This window comes from Geothrix edaphica, assembly GCF_030268045.1.
GTDB lineage: Bacteria > Acidobacteriota > Holophagae > Holophagales > Holophagaceae > Geothrix > Geothrix edaphica.
This window is the reverse complement of sequence record NZ_BSDC01000001.1, coordinates 509,882-526,908: the sequence shown is the minus strand read 5'-3', so window position 1 is coordinate 526,908 and position 17,027 is coordinate 509,882. Positions and strand designations below refer to the sequence as shown.

At 69.5% G+C, this 17,027-nt stretch carries 16 protein-coding genes; 8 read left to right on the top strand and 8 right to left on the bottom strand.

All coding sequences use genetic code 11. From position 1 onward, the window contains the following. Positions 1–11: 11 nt before the first annotated feature. From QSJ30_RS02380 to QSJ30_RS02365, 4 genes are read right to left on the bottom strand one after another with little or no spacing between them, the layout of a single operon-like run. Positions 12–1,112, bottom strand: coding sequence for an NADH-quinone oxidoreductase subunit D (locus QSJ30_RS02380; protein WP_285606183.1), 1,101 nt, complete (start codon positions 1,110–1,112; stop codon positions 12–14). Between the two features lie 9 nt (positions 1,113–1,121). Then, on the bottom strand, positions 1,122–2,000 hold the full coding sequence (locus tag QSJ30_RS02375) for an NADH-quinone oxidoreductase subunit C (protein ID WP_285606182.1): 879 nt from the start codon (positions 1,998–2,000) through the stop codon (positions 1,122–1,124). Continuing rightward, entirely contained in the window at positions 2,000–2,509 is a 510-nt protein-coding gene (locus QSJ30_RS02370) for an NADH-quinone oxidoreductase subunit B (RefSeq protein ID WP_285606181.1), read from the bottom strand. Before QSJ30_RS02370 ends, QSJ30_RS02375 begins: the two co-directional genes overlap by 1 nt. Beyond that, positions 2,500–2,853: an NADH-quinone oxidoreductase subunit A gene (locus QSJ30_RS02365; protein ID WP_285606180.1), complete on the bottom strand. Its 354-nt coding sequence runs from the start codon at positions 2,851–2,853 to the stop codon at positions 2,500–2,502. The genes QSJ30_RS02370 and QSJ30_RS02365 overlap by 10 nt, the downstream gene beginning before the upstream one ends. 134 nt (positions 2,854–2,987) lie before the next feature. Here QSJ30_RS02365 and QSJ30_RS02360 point away from each other — a divergent pair, with 134 nt between their 5' ends. Next, positions 2,988–4,619: a GspE/PulE family protein gene (locus QSJ30_RS02360; RefSeq protein ID WP_285606179.1), complete on the top strand. Its 1,632-nt coding sequence runs from the start codon at positions 2,988–2,990 to the stop codon at positions 4,617–4,619. On the opposite strand, the gene QSJ30_RS02355 is transcribed toward QSJ30_RS02360, so the two are convergent. Further along, entirely contained in the window at positions 4,620–6,515 is a 1,896-nt protein-coding gene (locus tag QSJ30_RS02355; protein WP_285606178.1) for an FUSC family protein, read from the bottom strand. Continuing rightward, entirely contained in the window at positions 6,512–8,266 is a 1,755-nt protein-coding gene (locus QSJ30_RS02350) for an ABC transporter ATP-binding protein (RefSeq protein WP_285606177.1), read from the bottom strand. Before QSJ30_RS02350 ends, QSJ30_RS02355 begins: the two co-directional genes overlap by 4 nt. Before the next feature lie 170 nt (positions 8,267–8,436). On the opposite strand from QSJ30_RS02350, the gene QSJ30_RS02345 reads away from it, so the two are divergent. The 3 genes from QSJ30_RS02345 to QSJ30_RS02335 are packed head-to-tail and all read left to right on the top strand — an operon-like array spanning position 8,437 to position 11,170. Continuing rightward, complete coding sequence (locus QSJ30_RS02345) at positions 8,437–9,801, top strand: ABC transporter substrate-binding protein (RefSeq protein WP_285606176.1); 1,365 nt, start codon at positions 8,437–8,439, stop codon at positions 9,799–9,801. Between the two features lie 8 nt (positions 9,802–9,809). Continuing rightward, positions 9,810–10,460, top strand: coding sequence for a hypothetical protein (locus QSJ30_RS02340; RefSeq protein WP_285606175.1), 651 nt, complete (start codon positions 9,810–9,812; stop codon positions 10,458–10,460). After that, entirely contained in the window at positions 10,457–11,170 is a 714-nt protein-coding gene (locus tag QSJ30_RS02335; RefSeq protein WP_285606174.1) for a hypothetical protein, read from the top strand. Before QSJ30_RS02340 ends, QSJ30_RS02335 begins: the two co-directional genes overlap by 4 nt. 5 nt (positions 11,171–11,175) lie before the next feature. Here the strand turns inward: QSJ30_RS02335 and QSJ30_RS02330 are convergent, their stop codons facing one another. Beyond that, positions 11,176–12,432 (bottom strand): L-serine ammonia-lyase, iron-sulfur-dependent, subunit alpha, encoded by a 1,257-nt coding sequence (locus QSJ30_RS02330; protein WP_285606173.1) that lies wholly within the window; start codon positions 12,430–12,432, stop codon positions 11,176–11,178. Positions 12,433–12,564: 132 nt separating this feature from the next. Here QSJ30_RS02330 and QSJ30_RS02325 point away from each other — a divergent pair, with 132 nt between their 5' ends. Then, entirely contained in the window at positions 12,565–13,035 is a 471-nt protein-coding gene (locus tag QSJ30_RS02325) for a peroxiredoxin (RefSeq protein WP_285606172.1), read from the top strand. 1 nt (position 13,036) lies between these two features. After that, a complete protein-coding gene (locus QSJ30_RS02320; RefSeq protein ID WP_285606171.1) occupies positions 13,037–13,840 on the top strand; it encodes a tetratricopeptide repeat protein in 804 nt (267 codons plus the stop codon). Between the two features lie 93 nt (positions 13,841–13,933). On the opposite strand, the gene QSJ30_RS02315 is transcribed toward QSJ30_RS02320, so the two are convergent. Further along, positions 13,934–14,713, bottom strand: coding sequence for an enoyl-ACP reductase FabI (locus tag QSJ30_RS02315; protein ID WP_285606170.1), 780 nt, complete (start codon positions 14,711–14,713; stop codon positions 13,934–13,936). Between the two features lie 246 nt (positions 14,714–14,959). Between QSJ30_RS02315 and QSJ30_RS02310 the strand changes: the two genes are divergently transcribed. Then, positions 14,960–16,039, top strand: a complete 1,080-nt coding sequence (locus tag QSJ30_RS02310) for a tetratricopeptide repeat protein (protein ID WP_285606169.1) — start codon at positions 14,960–14,962, stop codon at positions 16,037–16,039. 355 nt (positions 16,040–16,394) lie between these two features. Next, positions 16,395–16,922 (top strand): prepilin-type N-terminal cleavage/methylation domain-containing protein, encoded by a 528-nt coding sequence (locus tag QSJ30_RS02305; protein WP_285606168.1) that lies wholly within the window; start codon positions 16,395–16,397, stop codon positions 16,920–16,922. The last annotated feature ends 105 nt before the right edge of the window (positions 16,923–17,027 follow it).

Below are 17,027 nucleotides of genomic sequence, written 5' to 3'. Positions count from 1 at the left end.
ATCCTCGTCGGCTAGCGGTCGATCTCGCCGAGCACGATGTCCAGGGTGCCGATGGCCGCCACGATGTCGGCGATCAGGCCTCCCTCGGCCATCTTGGGCAGGGATTGGAGGTTGATGAACCCGGGAGCCCGCACGTGGAACCGGTAGGGGTTCAGCGAGCCCTTCTCGCCCACGAGGTAGTACCCGATCTCGCCCTTGGGCGATTCCGTGGCGTGGTAGACCTCGTTGACCTCGGACCTCAGGATCTTCGGGAGCTTGGCCATGACGGGCCCTTCGGGGAGTCCGTCGATGCACTGCTGGATGATGCGGGCGCTCTGGCGCATCTCGGCCATGCGGACCAGGTACCGGGCGTAGGTGTCCGCCTCGGTGCGGGTGGGGATCTCGAAGTCCATCTCCCCGTAGGCCGCATAGGGGAAGGCCTTGCGGATGTCGTAGGGCACCCCGGCCGCGCGCAGCACGGGGCCCGTGACGCCCATGGCGATGGCATCCTCGGCGCCGAGCTTGGCCACGCCGATGGTGCGCTTCTTCCAGATGCGGTTCTCGGTGAGCAGGTTCTCGTATTCCTCGAGGCAGGTGGGGAACTTGGCCAGGAACTTCCGGACCAGCTTCTCGAAGCCGGGAGGCAGGTCCTCGCGCAGGCCGCCGATGCGGAAGGCCGTGGTGGTGAGGCGGGAGCCGCAGAAGGCCTCGTTGATGTCGAGGATGTCCTCGCGCTCGCGGAAGGCGTAGAGGAACACCGTCATCGCGCCGATGTCGAGGGCGTGCGTCGCCAGCCAGATCAGGTGCGAGGCCAGACGGTTGAATTCGTTCAGCAGCGTGCGGATGTACTGGGCGCGGCGCGGCACGGTGATGCCGAGCAGCTTCTCATTGGCCTCCGCCCAGCCCAGGTTGTTGGCCACGGCGGAGCAGTAGTCCATGCGATCGGTCCAGACCTGGCCCTGGAAGAAGCTCTGGTTCTCGCAGATCTTCTCGACGCCCCGGTGCAGGTAGCCGATCATCGGCCGGCAGTGCGTGATGGTCTCGCCATCGAGCCGCAGCTTCACCCGGAGCACACCGTGCGTGGACGGGTGCTGCGGGCCCAGGTTGATCTCCATTTCCTCGTTCTTGAACACCGTCCGCTCCTAGTCCGCCTTGGGTTGCTTCAGGTTGAGGCCCAGCTGGCCGGCCTTCTGGAGGGCGATGCGCTCCAGCATGCCGCTGCGGTCCTCGCGGAAGGAGATGTCCCGCTGGCCCCAGCCCACGGTCGGGTAGTCCTTCCTCAGGGGGTAGCCCTCCCAGTCCTCCGGGCAGAGGATGCGGGTCATGTCGGGATGGTTGAGGAAGCAGATCCCGAGCATGTCGTAGATCTCGCGCTCCATCCAGTTGGCCCCGGGATAGACGGCGCAGGCGCTCTCGGGCGCGAACCCCTCGGGCACGAGGATGCGGAGGCGCAGGCGCTTCCGGCGGCAGATGCTCGTCAGGTGGTAGACCACGCTGTAGGCGAAGTCCTTGGCGGCGGGATAGTGCGTGCCCGACTGGTCGGCCAGCATCTCGTACTTCAGGGCGGCCTCGTCGCGGCACAGCGTCAGCGCCTCGAGGATGGCCTCCTTCTTCACCTGGCAGACCAGCTCGCCGGCCTGCTCGAAGATCTCCTCGACCTTGTCGCCCAGGAGGGCCTGCAGTTTCAGGAGATCGGCGTCCGTCGCCTCCTGCGGCACCGGGGCCTTCATGTCGTTGTCGTCCTTGCGGGGGACGGGCCGGACGGGGGGCTTGGGGGCGTCCTTGCCCTCGGCCTCCGCCTTGGCCTTCGCGGTCTCGTAGTCCGCCAGCGACTTCTGCCACTTGGCCTCATCGGCTTCGGCCGCGGCCTTCTGTTCGGCCAGGTAGGTGCGGTAGCTCGGCAGGGGCACCGTCTTCGGCATGACGATCTGCCGGTTCGGCGCGGCCGCGTAGTCGTAGACGTACGGACCGGCGGGAGCCTCCGGGACCTCCGGAGTCTGGGGGACGTTCGGTTCCGACATCAGCCGACCTCCTCGAAGATGTCCTTGTACCGATCGGCCAGGCTGCTGGTCATGATCTTGTCCTGCAGCTTCATGAACCCGTAGATGAGCGACTCGGGCCGGGGCGGGCAGCCCGGGATGTAGACGTCCACGGGCACGACCTTATCCACGCCCTGCACCGTGTGGTACGAATCGAAGGGCCCGCCTGCAGTGGCGCAGGACCCCATGGCGATCACCCACTTGGGCTCGGGCATCTGGTCGTAGAGGGTCTTGATGATGGGGGCCATCTTGTAGGTCACGGTGCCCGCCACGATCATCAGGTCCGCTTGGCGGGGGGTGGCGCGGAAGATGCCGGCCCCGAAGCGGTCGAAGTCGAAGCGGCTGGCGCCGGCGGCCATCATCTCGATGGCGCAGCAGGCCAGGCCGAAGGTCACGGGCCACACGCTGGTGGCGCGGGACCAGTTCATGACCTTCTCCACCTTGGTGGTGATCAGGATGTGCTCAAGGGCGGAGGGTTGGTTCATTCCCATGTCAGAGCTCCCTTGGACCAGATGTAGCCGTAGCCGAACAGCAGCAGGAACAGGAACAGGCCCAGCTCGATGAAGCCGAACACGGCCAGTTCCTTCATCTGGATGGCCCAGGGCATGAGGAACACCGTTTCCACGTCGAACACCAGGAACATCACTGCCACCAGGTAGTAACGAACGGAGAACTTCTCCCGGGCCTCGTTGGTCGTGACGATGCCGCACTCGTACGTGGCGTACTTGGCCGCGCTGGGCCAACTGGGGCGCAGGAGCCACGACAGGTTCAGGATGATGATTGGCAGGGCCACTGCTACCAGGATCAGCAGCAGGATGGACGCGTACCCACGCATGGAGCCTCCAGGACCAGTCATTGTGGAGTGCCGGTCCCGCGCAGGTCAACGATCGAAGCCAACCATGGCGTCCTTTGTGATCCAGGTCCGATTCCGCCCCTTCGGGCCTTCGTCCCTTCCAGTAGGATGTTTCCATGACTTTTCCCACTCCCCCGGACCCCACGGATGCCGTCGAGACAGGCGAGCCGGCCCTGACCGACTTCCGGCCGGCCCGGGAGCTGTACCCCAACCTGGACCTGACCCGGGAGCCGGTGGAGTTCGCGCTCTTCCAGGCCATCCCCATCGACCTGATGCTCAAGCACCACTTCGTGCCGGTGCAGGAGCGGGATGGCGTCCTGTGGCTGGCCATGGCCGACCCCCTGGACATCCCCACCCAGGACCTCCTGCGGCAGCAGCTCAAGCGGCCCCTCCGGTTCGCCGGTGCCCCTCTCGCCCAGATCCAGGAGGTGCTGAAGAAATCCGAGAGCGGCCAGAAGGTCATGGACGAGGCCGGCGAGGCCCTCAAGATCCAGGTGCTCCACGAGGAGGATCTGGACGACGAGGTGCTCGACCTGGAGCGCCTGACTGACAAGGACGAGGCGCCCATCGTCCGCCTGGTGGACACCACCATCTTCAACGCCCTCCAGCGCCGCGCCTCCGACGTCCACCTGGAGACCACGGCCACGGGCTTCCAGATCAAGTACCGCATCGACGGCAGCCTGTACCCCGCGGCGGATCCCATCGACCGGCGCTTCGCCTCGCCCATCATCAGCCGCATCAAGGTCATGTCCGAGCTGGATATCGCGGAGAAGCGCAAGCCGCAGGACGGCCGCTTCAAGCTCAAGGTCCGCGGCCGGGCCATCGACTTCCGCGTCAGCATCATGCCCACCATCCACGGCGAGGACGCGGTCATCCGCATCCTGGACAAGGAGAACCTCACGGAGGAGTTCCAGGCCCTGACCCTGGAGATCCTGGGCTTCTCCGACCACGAGCTGAAGCGCCTGCGCCGGTTCGCCCGCGAGCCCTACGGCATGTTCCTGGTCACCGGCCCCACAGGTTCCGGCAAGACCACCACCCTCTACGCCGTGCTGAGCGAGATCAAGGCCCCCGAGGACAAGATCATCACCATCGAGGATCCCGTCGAATACCAGCTCGAGGGCGTCACCCAGATCCCCGTGAACGAGAAGAAGGGCCTCACCTTCGCCCTGGGCCTGCGCTCCATCCTCCGCCACGATCCCGACAAGATCCTCGTGGGCGAGATCCGCGACCCCGAGACCGCCCAGATCGCCATCCAGTCCGCCCTCACGGGCCACCTGGTCTTCACCACCGTCCACGCCAACAACGTGCTGGACGTGATCGGCCGCTTCCAGCACATGGGCGTCGAGGTCTACAACTTCGTCTCGTCCCTGAACTGCATCCTGGCCCAGCGCCTCATCCGCGTGCTCTGCCCCAAGTGCAAGCGCCCCGCCCACCCGCCCAGCCCTCAGGAGCTGGAGGAGAACGGCGTGGACGAGGCCTGGCTGCGCGGCGCCACCCTCTTCGACCGGGTGGGCTGCGTGGACTGCCACGGCACGGGCTTCCGCGGCCGGCAGGCCATCATCGAGTTCATGGGCCTGAACGACGAGATCCGCGAACTGCTCATCCAGCGGGCGCCGACCCGCGAAGTGAAGGCCGCCGCCCGCCGGGGCGGCATGCAGTTCCTCCGGGAGAGCGCCATCGAGAAGGTGCGGCTGGGCATCACCACCTTCGCCGAGATCAACAAGGTCACGTTCCGCGACGGAGCCTGATCAGTTGAGGTCGGGTTTTCCGCTTCGGCCGAAGGTCAGCAGGTCGGCCGAGGTCTCGAGGCCGGCGGCCAGATCCAGCAGTACCGCCTGTTGGGAGCTCCCGGCGGGTTTCCCGGCCAGGCTTCGCAGCGCCTCGGCCGTCCCCGCGGGATCCTGGGCCAGCCGCCTCAGGTGGCCGAATGCCTCTGCCTTGGCGCCGTCCTCCGGCGCTTCATGCAGCTGCTCGATGGCATATCCCAGGTTGAGCACCGCCAGGATCCCCTTGGGCCAGCGCTCGCCCAGGTCCTTCGCGCGGCCCAGGTGCAGGGAGAGGCGCAGGATCTGGCGCGAACCGCGCGCCCGCCAGTCCTCGATGGCGGCTCCGGGGTCTGGCTCGACCATCCGGAGCAGGTCCCGGCGGATCACCTCGGCGGTCTCCTCCGCCTGCCGCACGGAGCTCCGCGGCATCAGGATGTAGTTCCCGGCCACCAGGCAGGCGGCGGCGGCCAGCGCGGCCGAGCCTCCGATCACCTCCATCGTGCCCGGGATGGTCGTGGCACCGGCCTGGCTGGCCAGCAGGAAGCACATGTTGAAGTCCACGCCGGCCAGGGTCGTGCGGGGGTGGGCCCGGAGGAAGCCCCCCACCAGCAGAAAGGGCGCCAGCGTCCACAGCAGGCCTGGGGGCGAGGGGAAGGTCGGCTGCACCAGGAGGCGGTACAGGACCGCCACGAATGCCCCGGTGACCACCCCTGCCAGCAGCTTGGGGGCGATGTGATGGGGCAGCGCCATGGAGCCCAGCACCAGCGAGAAGATGCAGACGCCCACGGCGACCTGGACCGCCAAAGGAGAACCTGACCCGTGGGCCAGGGCCGCCGCCAGGAAGGTCGCGACCCCGGAGGCCAGGGCGGTGCGCCCAGCCTGGGGCCACTCCCGGTGCGGTGCGAGGACGGCCAGTTCCCGCCGCAGGGGGAGGGCCGTAGCTTCATCCAGGGGCCGGCCGAGGGCCGCATTGGCCTCCAGGAGGCGGGCCAGGGCACCGGCCAGGCGCTCGGAGCCGGGCACCTCAGCCAGCCGTGGGACCTCACCCATGGGCAGGCCGCCCTCCGAGCGGAGGCTTTCCGCCACTGGCTCCAACCCCTGGGCCAGCTCATCGAGCCCGGCCGCCCGCGGGTGTCCATCCGGCTGGAGTGCCACGGCGGCGCTCATGGTCCCGAGTACGCCCACCATCAGCGAGTCCACGTCGTGCAGCCGACGGTACCCCTCGAAGGAACCCGCCAGGATCAGGCGTGCAGAGACTTCCGCTTCGCTGATCTCCGCGAGGATCCTGCGCTTCTCGCCGCCCATTGCGGAGGCCCCGCTGCGCAGGACTCCAGCCGCGTAGGCCACAGCGTCCGCCGACAGCAGCCGGATGCGCAGGAAGAACGCCTGCCGAGGCGATTCGGGCGTCGCCAGCCCCGTGATCACGGTGGCCACCACCACGCCGATGAGGGTGCATTCCACCCGGGCGGTGGCGAAGTCCAGCGAGGCTCCCGGCGCCAGCACGGCCGGGATGACGACGATGGCCGCGGTGATCCCTGCCAGCAGGGCTCCGTAGCCATGCACGCCCCGCAGCACGTGGGTCAGTCCCCCATTGACGGCCACCCACAGACCCAGCAGGGCGAACTGCACATACGGATCCACCGGGATATGGAGGATCGCGAAGCCGACGGCCGCCCCCAGCAGGGTGCCCAGCACGCGGAAGAGGGCCCGCTCGATCAGCACGCCCCGCGAGGCCTGGGCCACCACCCAGACCGGCATGGCCGCCCAGTAGGCGTTCTGCACGTGCACCAGCGTCGCGATGGCGAAGGCCACCCAGGCGGACAGGGCCAGCGCCAGGGCCCGCACCAGCACCGGGCGGTCGATCCGCAGGGCCGTCAAACGACGCCTTTCACCAGCTCCCGCTCCAGGCTCTGCAGCCGCTTGAGGCGCGCGAAGAGCCCCGGCTGGGCGGCCAGCGCCTCGGGGGTGTCGAACTGGACCACCCGCCCCTCCTCCAGCACCAGCACCCGGGCGCAGGTCTCCGCCACGAAGACCCGGTGCGTGGCCAGCACCAGGGTGGACTTGCCGAGGAAGGCGCGGAGGTTCTCGAGGATGCGGCTTTCCGTCTCGGCATCCACCGCGGAGAGGGCGTCATCCAGCAGCAGCAGGCGCGGGCGGCGCAGCAGGGCCCGGGCCAGGGCCGTCCGCTGGCGCTCGCCGCCGCTGAGGGCCACGCCCCGCTCGCCCACCACCGTATCCAGACCGTCAGGCAGGCGGTGGATCAGCTCGTCCATGGCCACCACCCGGGCGATCTCCCAGATTTCCTCCTCCGTGGCCTCGGGGCGGCCCATGGCGAGGTTCATACGGAGCGTTTCCGAGAACAGGAAGGCCTCCTGGGGCACCCAGCCCAGGCCCGCCCAGTGGCGGCGCAGGGTGGTGTCGGAGAGGGGCTCGCCATCCACGAGCATGCGCCCCGCCTGGGGCGCGCGAAGGCCCGCCAGCACCTGCAGCAGCAGCGTCTTGCCCGCGCCGATGCCGCCCACCACCGCCAGGCTGTCGCCGGGCGCCAGGGTGATCTCCAGCGGACCCAGGCCGCGCCCGGTCTCGAAGCGGTGGGTCACGCCCTCCAGGGCCAGGGCGGCCGGAACCTCCGGCAGGGCGATGGCCTCGGCCGGAGGCAGGGGCTGCTCGGGGCTGTGGAGCAGCTGATCCAGCCGCTCCTGCCCGGCCTTGGCCCGCTGGAACAAGTTCGCGGACCAGCCCAGGCTCATCATGGGCCAGGCCAGGGCCACCAGGAAGCCCGTGAAGGCCGTGAGGTCGCCCAGGTTCAGGACGCCCCGCACCACCAGGCTGCCCCCGTAGGTCACCAGCACAAGGGCGGACACGCCGCTGATGAGGGCGGACAGGGGGGCGTAGGCGCTGAAGATCACCGACTGCTTCATGCTGAGCGAGGCGTGGCGCCGGCTGAGGGCGTCGAACTGCGCCACCCGGGCCTCCTCCAGCCCGAAGGCCTGCACCACGCGCTCGCCGCTGATGGTCTCGTGGCTGTAGGTCGACAGGGCCGAGAAGGCCAGCTGCAGCTTCTGCTGCACCATGTGGCTCCACTTCCCGATGATGTAGAACCCCAGCGCCAGGAAGGAGAAGGGCAGCATCACCGCCAGGGTGAGCCGCCAGCTGGTGCTGAACATCAGGCCCAGCGTCACCGGCAGGATGGAGATCACCTGGAGGAAGCTCATGAGGCCCGGCCCCGTGGCCATGCGGACCGTGCCCACGTCGTCGCCCAGCCGCGACATGAGGTCGCCCACCCGCTGCCGCTCGTAGAACGCGAAGGGCCGGGCAAGCAGGAAGCTGTACAGCGATTCACGCTGTTCCCGCTCCACGTCGCGGCTAAGGCCGATGAGCGTATTGCGCATGAGGTAGCGGCCGATGCCCGCCGCCGCCGTGAAGGCCAGCATCCAGGCCAGGAAGACCCGGGAGCCCTGCCAATCGTGGCGCTCCAGCGCGTTCACCGCCCGGCCCGACCAGTAGGGCACCACGGAGGCGGCCACGCTGCACCAGACCGTGGCCGCCAGGCCCCAGTAGAGGGTGCGCCGGTGGCGGTCCATGAGCGGCCACCACCAGAACAGCTTGGATTCCGAAAGATCGGCCACAGCGCCTCCGCCATTCAGAGTAGCAACACCGATCCCCGGGCGCAGGCGGGCCCGGCAAAAACGCAGACAGGATGACCGGAAATGAAGGGTGGAACGGCCCCCGGGAACCACCCCTTGGCAGGCCCCACGGCCCCGGGCATGCTGGAGGAAACTTCCTCGAGCCTCCAGCCATGCGGAATCGCCTAGCCGCCCTGACCTTGGTCTTTCTCTCGGCCCTGGCCCCGGCCCGGGCGCAGATGGTCGAGGAGTCCCTGCCCCGGGATCCCGGTCCCCTCGACTTCATCCGTGGCGACAGCTACGAGCAGTGGATCCTCCAGTCCCTGGCGGGCGACGCGCTGGTGGGCCTCGATCCCGGGGGCCGGGCGGTGCCGCGTCTGGCCACCTCCTGGAAGATCCAGAAAGATGGCGCCATCACCTTCGGCCTGCGCGATGACGCCCGGTTCACGGATGGCAGCCCGGTCACCGCGGAGGATGTCCTGTGGACCTTCACGGAGCTCCGCCGCGATCCCAAGGCCAGCCCAACCAAGCGGACCATCCTGGAGGGGGCCGAAGCGCGTGTGCAGGAGGGCCGCGTGTGGATCCGCTCGCCCAAGCCCCCGGGCCGCCTCCTGCTGGAGCTGGCACGCGTACCCGTGGCCCAGAAGGACCACCCCGAGCGGGGTTCGGGCCCCTTCCGCTTCGTGAAGGAGCCTGCCGCCTGGACCTTCCTCCGCCGTGAGCACTTCCTGAAGCCCCGCATCGACGGCATCCGCTTCCGCCTCCTGCCGGACCCGGCCACGGTGCTCCAGGCCCTCCAGAAGGGCTGGCTCGCCATCGGCGCCCCGCCGGCCCGCCCCCTGACGCCGCCCGCCACCCACCGGGTGGTGGTCCAGCCCATGAATGCCCAGCTGGTGGTCTGGAGCCACGCGGGATCGGGACCCCTCCAGCTGCTGGAGCGCTGGCGCCAGGACGCCTTCCCGCCTGGCCTCCTAGGCCAGAACGCCCGCCCCAGCCGCGGCCTCTGGCCCGAGAGCCTGGGCTTCGAGCCCCAGGCCATCGAGAGCGAGGAGGTCGGTCCACCCAGGCCCCCGGCGACTCTGAAGCTGCTCTATGTCTCCGGCGAGGCCTTCACCGAAAACCTGCTGCTGGCCCTGCGGGAGCGGGCCCGCCGGGATGGCTTCGACCTCCAGCTGATCCCCCTGGAGCAGGCCCTCCTCGTCGACCGGCTCCGCCGGGGCGACTTCGACCTGGCCTGTTCCGTGGTGGTCTTCGAGCCGCACCCGTGGGCGGTGCTGGAGTATCTGGAACCGAAGGGCCCCATGAACGTCACCGGCTGGCGGGACCCCCAGTTCGCGGCCCTGGCCGCCGGGCTCCGGGACGCGGGAGGGGCCGCCTGGCGGGAGCTCCAGAACCTCTGGGCCCGGCATCCCGCCGCCCTCCCCATCCTCGACCTCCAGAGCGTGATCTGGGTGGACAAGCGCCTCGAGGTGGGACCCGGCGTGCTGGGACTCTACCTCGGCACGCCGGGGGCCGCGGGCTGGCGCTGGAACCGGTGAGGTTCCCGGTGGCCCGGAGCGCCGCCGCCCAGGGCGCGGCCGTCTGGGGCCTGGCCCTCGGCTTGGCCTGGAGCCTCCCCGGCGCCCTGTGGCGGCCGGTCCCCGCCCCGCCCTTCCCCCTCCAGGCCCTGCTTCCCGCGGGGTTGGCCCTGGGGGCCCTGGCCGTCGCGGCGCCGCTGCTCGCCTGGCTCGGGGGACCGGACCTCGCGACCCGGCGGTCCCTGGCCCTGCTGGAGGCCCCGCCGGACCTGCTCTGGGCCGGGGCCCTGCTCGCCCTGTGGCCGGCGGCCTGGGGACCCCCGGGCCAGGGCGGGTGGCTCGCCGCCTTCCTCGCCGCCGCGCTTCCGGGCGAGGTCCGCTGGCTTTCGGCGGCCCTGCCGCGCGAGGTGCCCTTCCCCGCCGCCTGGGGCGCTCGGGTGGTGCGCCGGGCACGAAGGCTTGCCCTGACCCGCCTCGTCAGCCGCTGGCTGGCCGCCCGCCTGCCGGTCTGGCTCACGGCCTCCCTGGTGCTGGAACGGATGCTGGGCGTGCCGGGCCTCGGAACGGACTGGATGGACCGTGTGGCCGGGCGGGACCGGGCCGGGCTCGCGGCCTGGGTCGCGGCCCTGGCCCTGCTCTGGCTGCTGTCGAGGCCGCTGGAATCGGAGGCCGTTCCTTGAAGTGGCGCCTCGCCTTCCTGGTGGCGCTGGTCCTGCCGGAGCTGCCCCTGGACCCCTTCGGCGGCGGCCTGGCGGCTTCCCTCAGGCACCCCCTGGGCACGGATGATCTCGGTCGGGACGCCCTGCTGCGCCTGCTGCTGGCCGGCGCCCGCAGCGTGGGCTTCGCCAGCGCCTGCGCCCTGCTGGCCCTGGGGCTGGCGCTGCTTCTGGCCTGGCGGGGGCGGTACTGGCGCGGGGCCCTGTCCGCCCTCCGCAGCCTGCCGCCCGTGCTGTTCCTCCTCCCCCTGGCGGCGGCTGCCGGTGGCCTCGGCGGGGCGGCCCTCCTCCTGCTGCTGGGCCTGCTGCTGGCCCCCCACCTGGAACCACCGCTGCGTGCCAGGCTCGATGCCTTCCGGCAGTCTCCGGCCTGGGCCGCGGAGCGCACCCTCGGCGCCACCGGGGCCTCGACCCTCCGCCGCTGGGCGCCCTGGGGCCTGGAGCAGGCCGCCGCCCTCTTCCCCAGCGCCTGGCTGGGCGCCCTCTGGGGCGAGGCCACCCTGTCGACGCTGGGCCTGGGCCCAGGTCCCGGCCACGACAGCCTGGGCCGCCTGCTGCTGGAACAACTGCCCCGCCTGGCCACCGATCCGAGCCCGCTCGGCTGGGGCGCCTTGGCCGTGGCGCTGGCGCTCGCCTGGAGCGCCTCCAGCTCAGCCGCACCCAAATATGGGTGAGAGGCTCAGAGCTTCGCCTGCATGATCTCCAGCACCTCGGCGTCCACGCCGGTCATGCCCCGCCGGGCGAGCCGGCCCAGGTTGACCAGGGAGTCGTCGCCATCCATGCCCACGATGCCGTCCGTGGCGGGGATGCCGAAGCCCGCCAGGGCCAGGGTGGCCGAGCGGAAGGCCGCGTCCACCCCCGTCATGGCCTTCATGGCGCAGCCGATCTTGGCGCCGTCGCAGATCATGCCCGCCACGTTGCCCACCATGTTGGCCACGGCCAGATCCATCTGCGCGGGAGTCGCTCCCTCCAGCAGGAGGATGGCCAGAGCGATGCCGATGCCCGCGGCGTTGGCGGCCCCGCACACGGCGGACAGGGTGCCCAACCGGTGGGTGGTCGCGGAGGTCACCAGACAGCCGAACGCCAGGGCCTCGTCGACCCGCGCCTGGGCATGCCCGCCCGCCCGGCCCCACAGCGTGACCGGCACGGCCACGGTGATCCCCTTGTTCCCGGATCCCGCCAGGGACATGACCATGAGGGGTTCGCCGGACATGCGGGCGAAGACCCCGGCGGCCACCAGCCGGGAGAGCCTGGCCATGGGGTCCCCCCCAGGCGGCGGCACGAAACCTTCCGGCAGGAGGGCCACCCCGTGCTCCGCCATGGCCAGGTTGAAGGCCGCCCCCTCGCGCAGCCGCTGGCGATTCTCCCCGGAGAGCTCCGCCGCCAGCTTCCGCAGCTCCAGGAGGCCCATGGCTCCCACCCGGGCCCGCACTGATGGAGCGCCCCCAGCCCCGGCCCGGGCAGGGCTGCCGCCCACCTGCGTGCCATCGGCCTCCAACCGCGCCAGGTGCGTGTGTTCCACCTCCAGCACCGCCCGGCCCGTGCCGCCCTCACGCGCCACGGTGCAGTCGATGTGGAGTTCCAGGCGGGAGGTATCCACCTCCACGCGGATCACCTTCCGGTCCACCAGCTCCCGTGCCGCGGCGAGGAGGGCCGCATCCACCGCCGCGAAGCAGCCCAGTCCCAGCGCCGGGTCGGGCAGGCAGGCGCCCAGGGCCAGGGCCCAGAGGATCCCGGTTCGCCCCCCGCTGTTGGGAAGGCCCACGGCGTGGCAGTTCTTGTAGGTGCGGGGGTCGACGACCAGCCGCACCTCACGGATCCCGCCGGCGCCCTGGGCCGCAGCCAGGCTGGCGGCATGGGCCACCGCCGCCGGTTCCGTGCAGCCAAGGGCCGGCTTCCATTCGGCGGACAGGAACTCGGTCAGGTCCATGGTCATCCTCGCCGCCCCATTCTGGCCGCAACGCAGCATGCCCCCGGTCACAGACGGCCGGGGGGCCCGAGGTTCCAGGGAAAGGTTTCAGGCCGCTTCCTCCACGCCATGGGCCCGACTCGTATTAGGCTACGGCCCATGACTTCGCTCATCGGGCACCCCCTCCCCGCCTTCTCCCTCCAGGACGACCAGGGCGCGACCGTCACGGCCGCGGACCTCAGGGGCCGCTGGACCGTGCTCTACGCCTACCCCAAGGACAGCACCCCCGGCTGCACCACCGAGGCCTGCGACTTCCGCGACAACCTGGCCCGCGTGCAGTCCCTCGGCGCCCAGGTGTACGGGATCAGCCGGGACAGCCTGAAGAGCCACCAGAACTTCATCACCAAGCAGCAGCTCCCCTTCCGCCTGCTCTCCGACCCCGACTGTGCCCTGCTGAAACCCCTCGGGGCCTTCGGGAAGAAGGTCATGTACGGCAAGGAGGTCGAAGGCATCATCCGCAGCACCTTCCTCGTGGACCCCAAGGGCCTCATCCGCCACGCCTGGCCCAAGGTGAGCGTGAAGGGGCACGTGCAGGACGTGCTGGACGTCCTCACCAGGCTGAAGGGCTGAGATGAACTGGACCTACCTCGGGATCGCGGCCCTCCTGCCGCTGACCATCGCCCTGGCCGCGACCCTGCTGGCCGGGGCCGTCCAGGCCATCCACTCCAACCGGCAGGGCGGCAGCAGCCGCGTGGCCTTCCACCGCCTGCTCCGCACCCTGGCCCTGGTGTTCCCCCTCGCCTTCCTCCTGGCCTCGCTCTGGGATGGCCGCAGCACCTGGCGCGGGTTGCTCGGCGTAGCCCTGGGGCACCCGGCGGACCAGCGGGCCATGGGGCTACTCCGCTCCCAGGGCGAGGGCTTCCTCGCCAGGGATGCGGCCAAGGCCGCGCACTGGTTCCGCAAGGCGGCTGAGCAGGGCGATGCCCGCGCCCAGTTCCACCTGGCCCGGGCCCTGCTCACTGGAACTGGCCTCCCGAAGGATCCCGCCCTTGCCCTGCGCTGGGCTGAGGCCGCGGCCCAACAGGGCGACTCGGATGCCATGATCCTCGCCGGAGACCTCCAGCACACAGCCCACCCCGATGTGGCCGACGCCTGGTACCGGAAGGCCATCTCCTCCCTTCAGACCCGGCTGGCGGCGGGAAATCCCCAGGCCTGCCTGACCTACGGCCTCCTCCTCAGCAGCGGCAAGGGCGCCCCCCAGGACCCCATCGAGGGGCTGGCCTGGATGAAGGTGGCCGAACGCCTGGGCCTGCGGGGCCTCCAGGCGCTTCCCGTCCGCCTGATGGAAGCCCAGCAACCCCCAGCAGCGCGCGCCGAAGCCACTCAACGCGCCGAAGCTCTCCTGAAATCCCTGTCCCCGCAGGGGAAAAGCTGAGGCAGGATTAACAGGATTTCAAAGACGCAATCAGATTTCTAATCCTGTTAATCAAGCACTTAATCCTGTCCACGCCTTTCAGATGGCCGGAGCCTACCCCGCCATGATGCTGAAGCCACCATCGACGTAGAGCACCTGGCCGGTGATGCCGCGGCCCATGTCGCTGACGAGGAACACGCCAGCGTCCCCCACCTCGAGCTGGTCTGTGTCGCGCTGGAGGGGCGTGTGGGAGCGGTGGGCCTTCAGCTTGGAGCCGATGCCCGGGATGGCCGAGGAGGCCAGGGTCTTGATGGGACCGGCGGAGATGGCGTTGACGCGGATGCCCTGGGGGCCCAGGTCGGCGGCCAGGTAGCGGACGCAGGATTCCAGGGCGGCCTTGGCCACGCCCATCACGTTGTAGCCGGGCACCACCCGCTCGCCGCCCAGGTAGCTGAGGGTCACGATGGAGCCGCCCTCGGCCATGAGGGGCTGGGCGGCGTTGCAGACGGCAGCCAGGGAGTAGGCGCTGATGTCGTGGGCCACGCGGAAGTCCTCACGGCTGGTCTCCACGAAGCGGCCCTCCAGGGCCTGCCGGGGCGCGTAGGCCACCGCGTGCACCAGGAAATCGAGCTTGCCCCACTTCTTGCGGATCTCGTCGAAGGCCATGACGATCTGGCTGTCACTGCCCACGTCCATGGGCAGAAGCAGGGGGTTCTTCAGGTCCACCGCCAGCTCGCGGACGTTCTCGCCCAGGCGCTCGTTCTGGTAGGTCAGGCAGAGCTGGGCGCCGGCCTCGGCCACCTTCTGGGTGATGCCCCAGGCGATGGACCGCTTGTTCGCCACGCCGATGATCAGGCCCCGCTTTCCTTCCAACAATCCGCCCTTGGCGCTCATGTGGTCTCCTCCAGAGCCATGTGCAAACAATCACTTAGCATAGCTGAACCCGCGCCGCCACGCTATACCCGGGGTAAGGACTGGACCGCTGGCCTCGGCGGACCGATCCTCCAGAGAACAACCGATCAGCCGCCGGTTTCAGCGATGGCGCTGAAATCAGTGACAAAAATATCTTTCCCAATCTTGCCCATCCGGTCTTCCTAATCCTGTTAGTCCTGTTTTCGCCTGTTTGCCGGAAGGCTATCCATGCTCCGACCCATTCCCATCGCCCTGGTCTTCCTGGCCCAGCCTCCAGCCCCCGCCTTCCGCGCCGATCTGGATGCCGGGCACTACCTCAAGGTGCTGGGCGAGGCCGAAGCCCGGCTGCGCCAGAACCCGAGCGATGCCGCCGCCTGGGCGGCCAAGTCCCAGGCCCTGTCCAGCCTCCAGCGGTTCACCGAGGCCCGCGCCGCCGCCGACCGGGCGGTGGCCTTGAAGCCCGGTCTGGCGGATGCCCTCCTGGCCCGCGGCCTGGCCCGTGCGGGGGAGGCCATCCGCCAGCGCGATCTCAGCGGCCTGCGCGGGGCCCTCGGGGCCATGGATGACCTGCGCGCCGCCACCGCGGCCGACTCCACTCTCGCGCCGGCCTGGATGAGCCTGGGACTGGCCTACGAGATGCTGCCGGGCCTGCTGGGCGGGTCCACGAAGAAGGCCCTGAACTGCGCCGACCAACTGCGCCGCGTGGCCCCCGCCCGGGGCAACCTCCTCCAGGCCCTCATCCTGGTGGAGGAGGACAAGTGGCGCGAGGCCGAGGCCTCCTTCAGCCGCGCCCTCGCCCAAGCCCCCCAGGATCCCGAAGTGGTGGGCCAATGGCTGGATGCCCTGGACCGACGCCCTGCCAAGAAGGCCCTGGGCGAAGCCGGGAAAAACGCCCGCCTCCTGGTTGAGGCGCCCCGGCTGCTGCCCGGCATCCGCACCCGCGCGCGCGGCGTGGCCGCCGTCAGCGACGCCTACCTGCACGGTGGGCGCCCCGACCTCGCCTGGCAGGTCGCCCAGGATCACCTCGCCCAGGTGGACGCCCCCAGCCTGCTTCGCTTGCAGCTCGGCAAGGTGGCCGCCGTCAGCGGCCTCCACCGCCCCGAAGGCCTCGCCGCCCTCGACCAGGCGCTCCGCGAACCCCTCGAAGGCGGGAGTTCCGGCTACCCCGGCGCCTGGTGGCGGAAGGGGCAGATCCTCCAAGGCTTGGGAAGGAAGGACGAAGCCCGTCTGGCGGCCCAGGAATCCCTGAAGCTCGATCCGAAACATCGGGGGGCGAGGGAACTGCTGGAAAAGCTGGGGCAGGATTGACAGGATTAAAAGCCGAATTAACAGGATTAAAGCCTATTGCTGTCATCTTTAATCCTGTTAATCCTCAAGAATCCTGTTCATCCTGTCTCCGCTTTTCCACTTCGTGTCCCTGTAGCATGGCCCAGGACCCGTCAGGCGCGATTCCAATCGCCGAAGCGGGGACTTGGGTGGACGCAATGGAGCCAGGACACTGACCCAACGCGTCAGTCTCTTGACGTGTGGTCGGGTTTCGCAGCCCCCGCTTGGTGGAAGGTGTGCCTGATGCCCATTCAGGGCAAGGATTCGATTTCTCCTTTGCCCCTTGGCACAGGTATTGATACCTTCAGTCGCGGCAACCGCCCACAAGGAGATCTCCATGAAGAACCAGAAGGGTTTCACCCTGATCGAGCTGCTGCTCGTGCTTGCCATCATCGGCATCATCAGCGCCATCGCCATCCCCGCCCTGCTGGGCCAGCGTTCTCGCGCCCGTGACAAGAGCAGCCAGGAAAACTGCGTGAGCATCGTGGCAGATCTCGTGTCCTCCTATGACCGGGCCCGTGAGGCCAGCACGGACGTGTCCACCCTCGCTCTGTTCAATACAAATATCATTGGAACCGCAGCGGCCTCAATGGTCCCGATGGTGTGGACTTCCAAGAATCCCTGGGCTGCGACGGGCACCGAATCGGCGTATGCTCAGGCAGCAATCGCTGAAGCTGATTCCATTGGGACGACCACAAAAGCAGCTGCTACATTAGCGAAGAAGGGACAGGTCCAGATCGGCTACCTGCCGCCCGCCCCGACCGCCGGCGGTATCGTCGCCACATCCGTCTATCTGAACAACACCTTCAACGATGCCACTGGCACGGCCACCAATCAGTTCATCAAGGTCAGCAACGTCGAGTAGCATTACTTTTTTCTGAGAAAGGGGCCTTCGGGCCCCTTTCTTGTGAGGTCCTGGGCCTCCGTAACGAGGGCGCCAAGGATCAGATACTCTCAAATAGGTCCATTC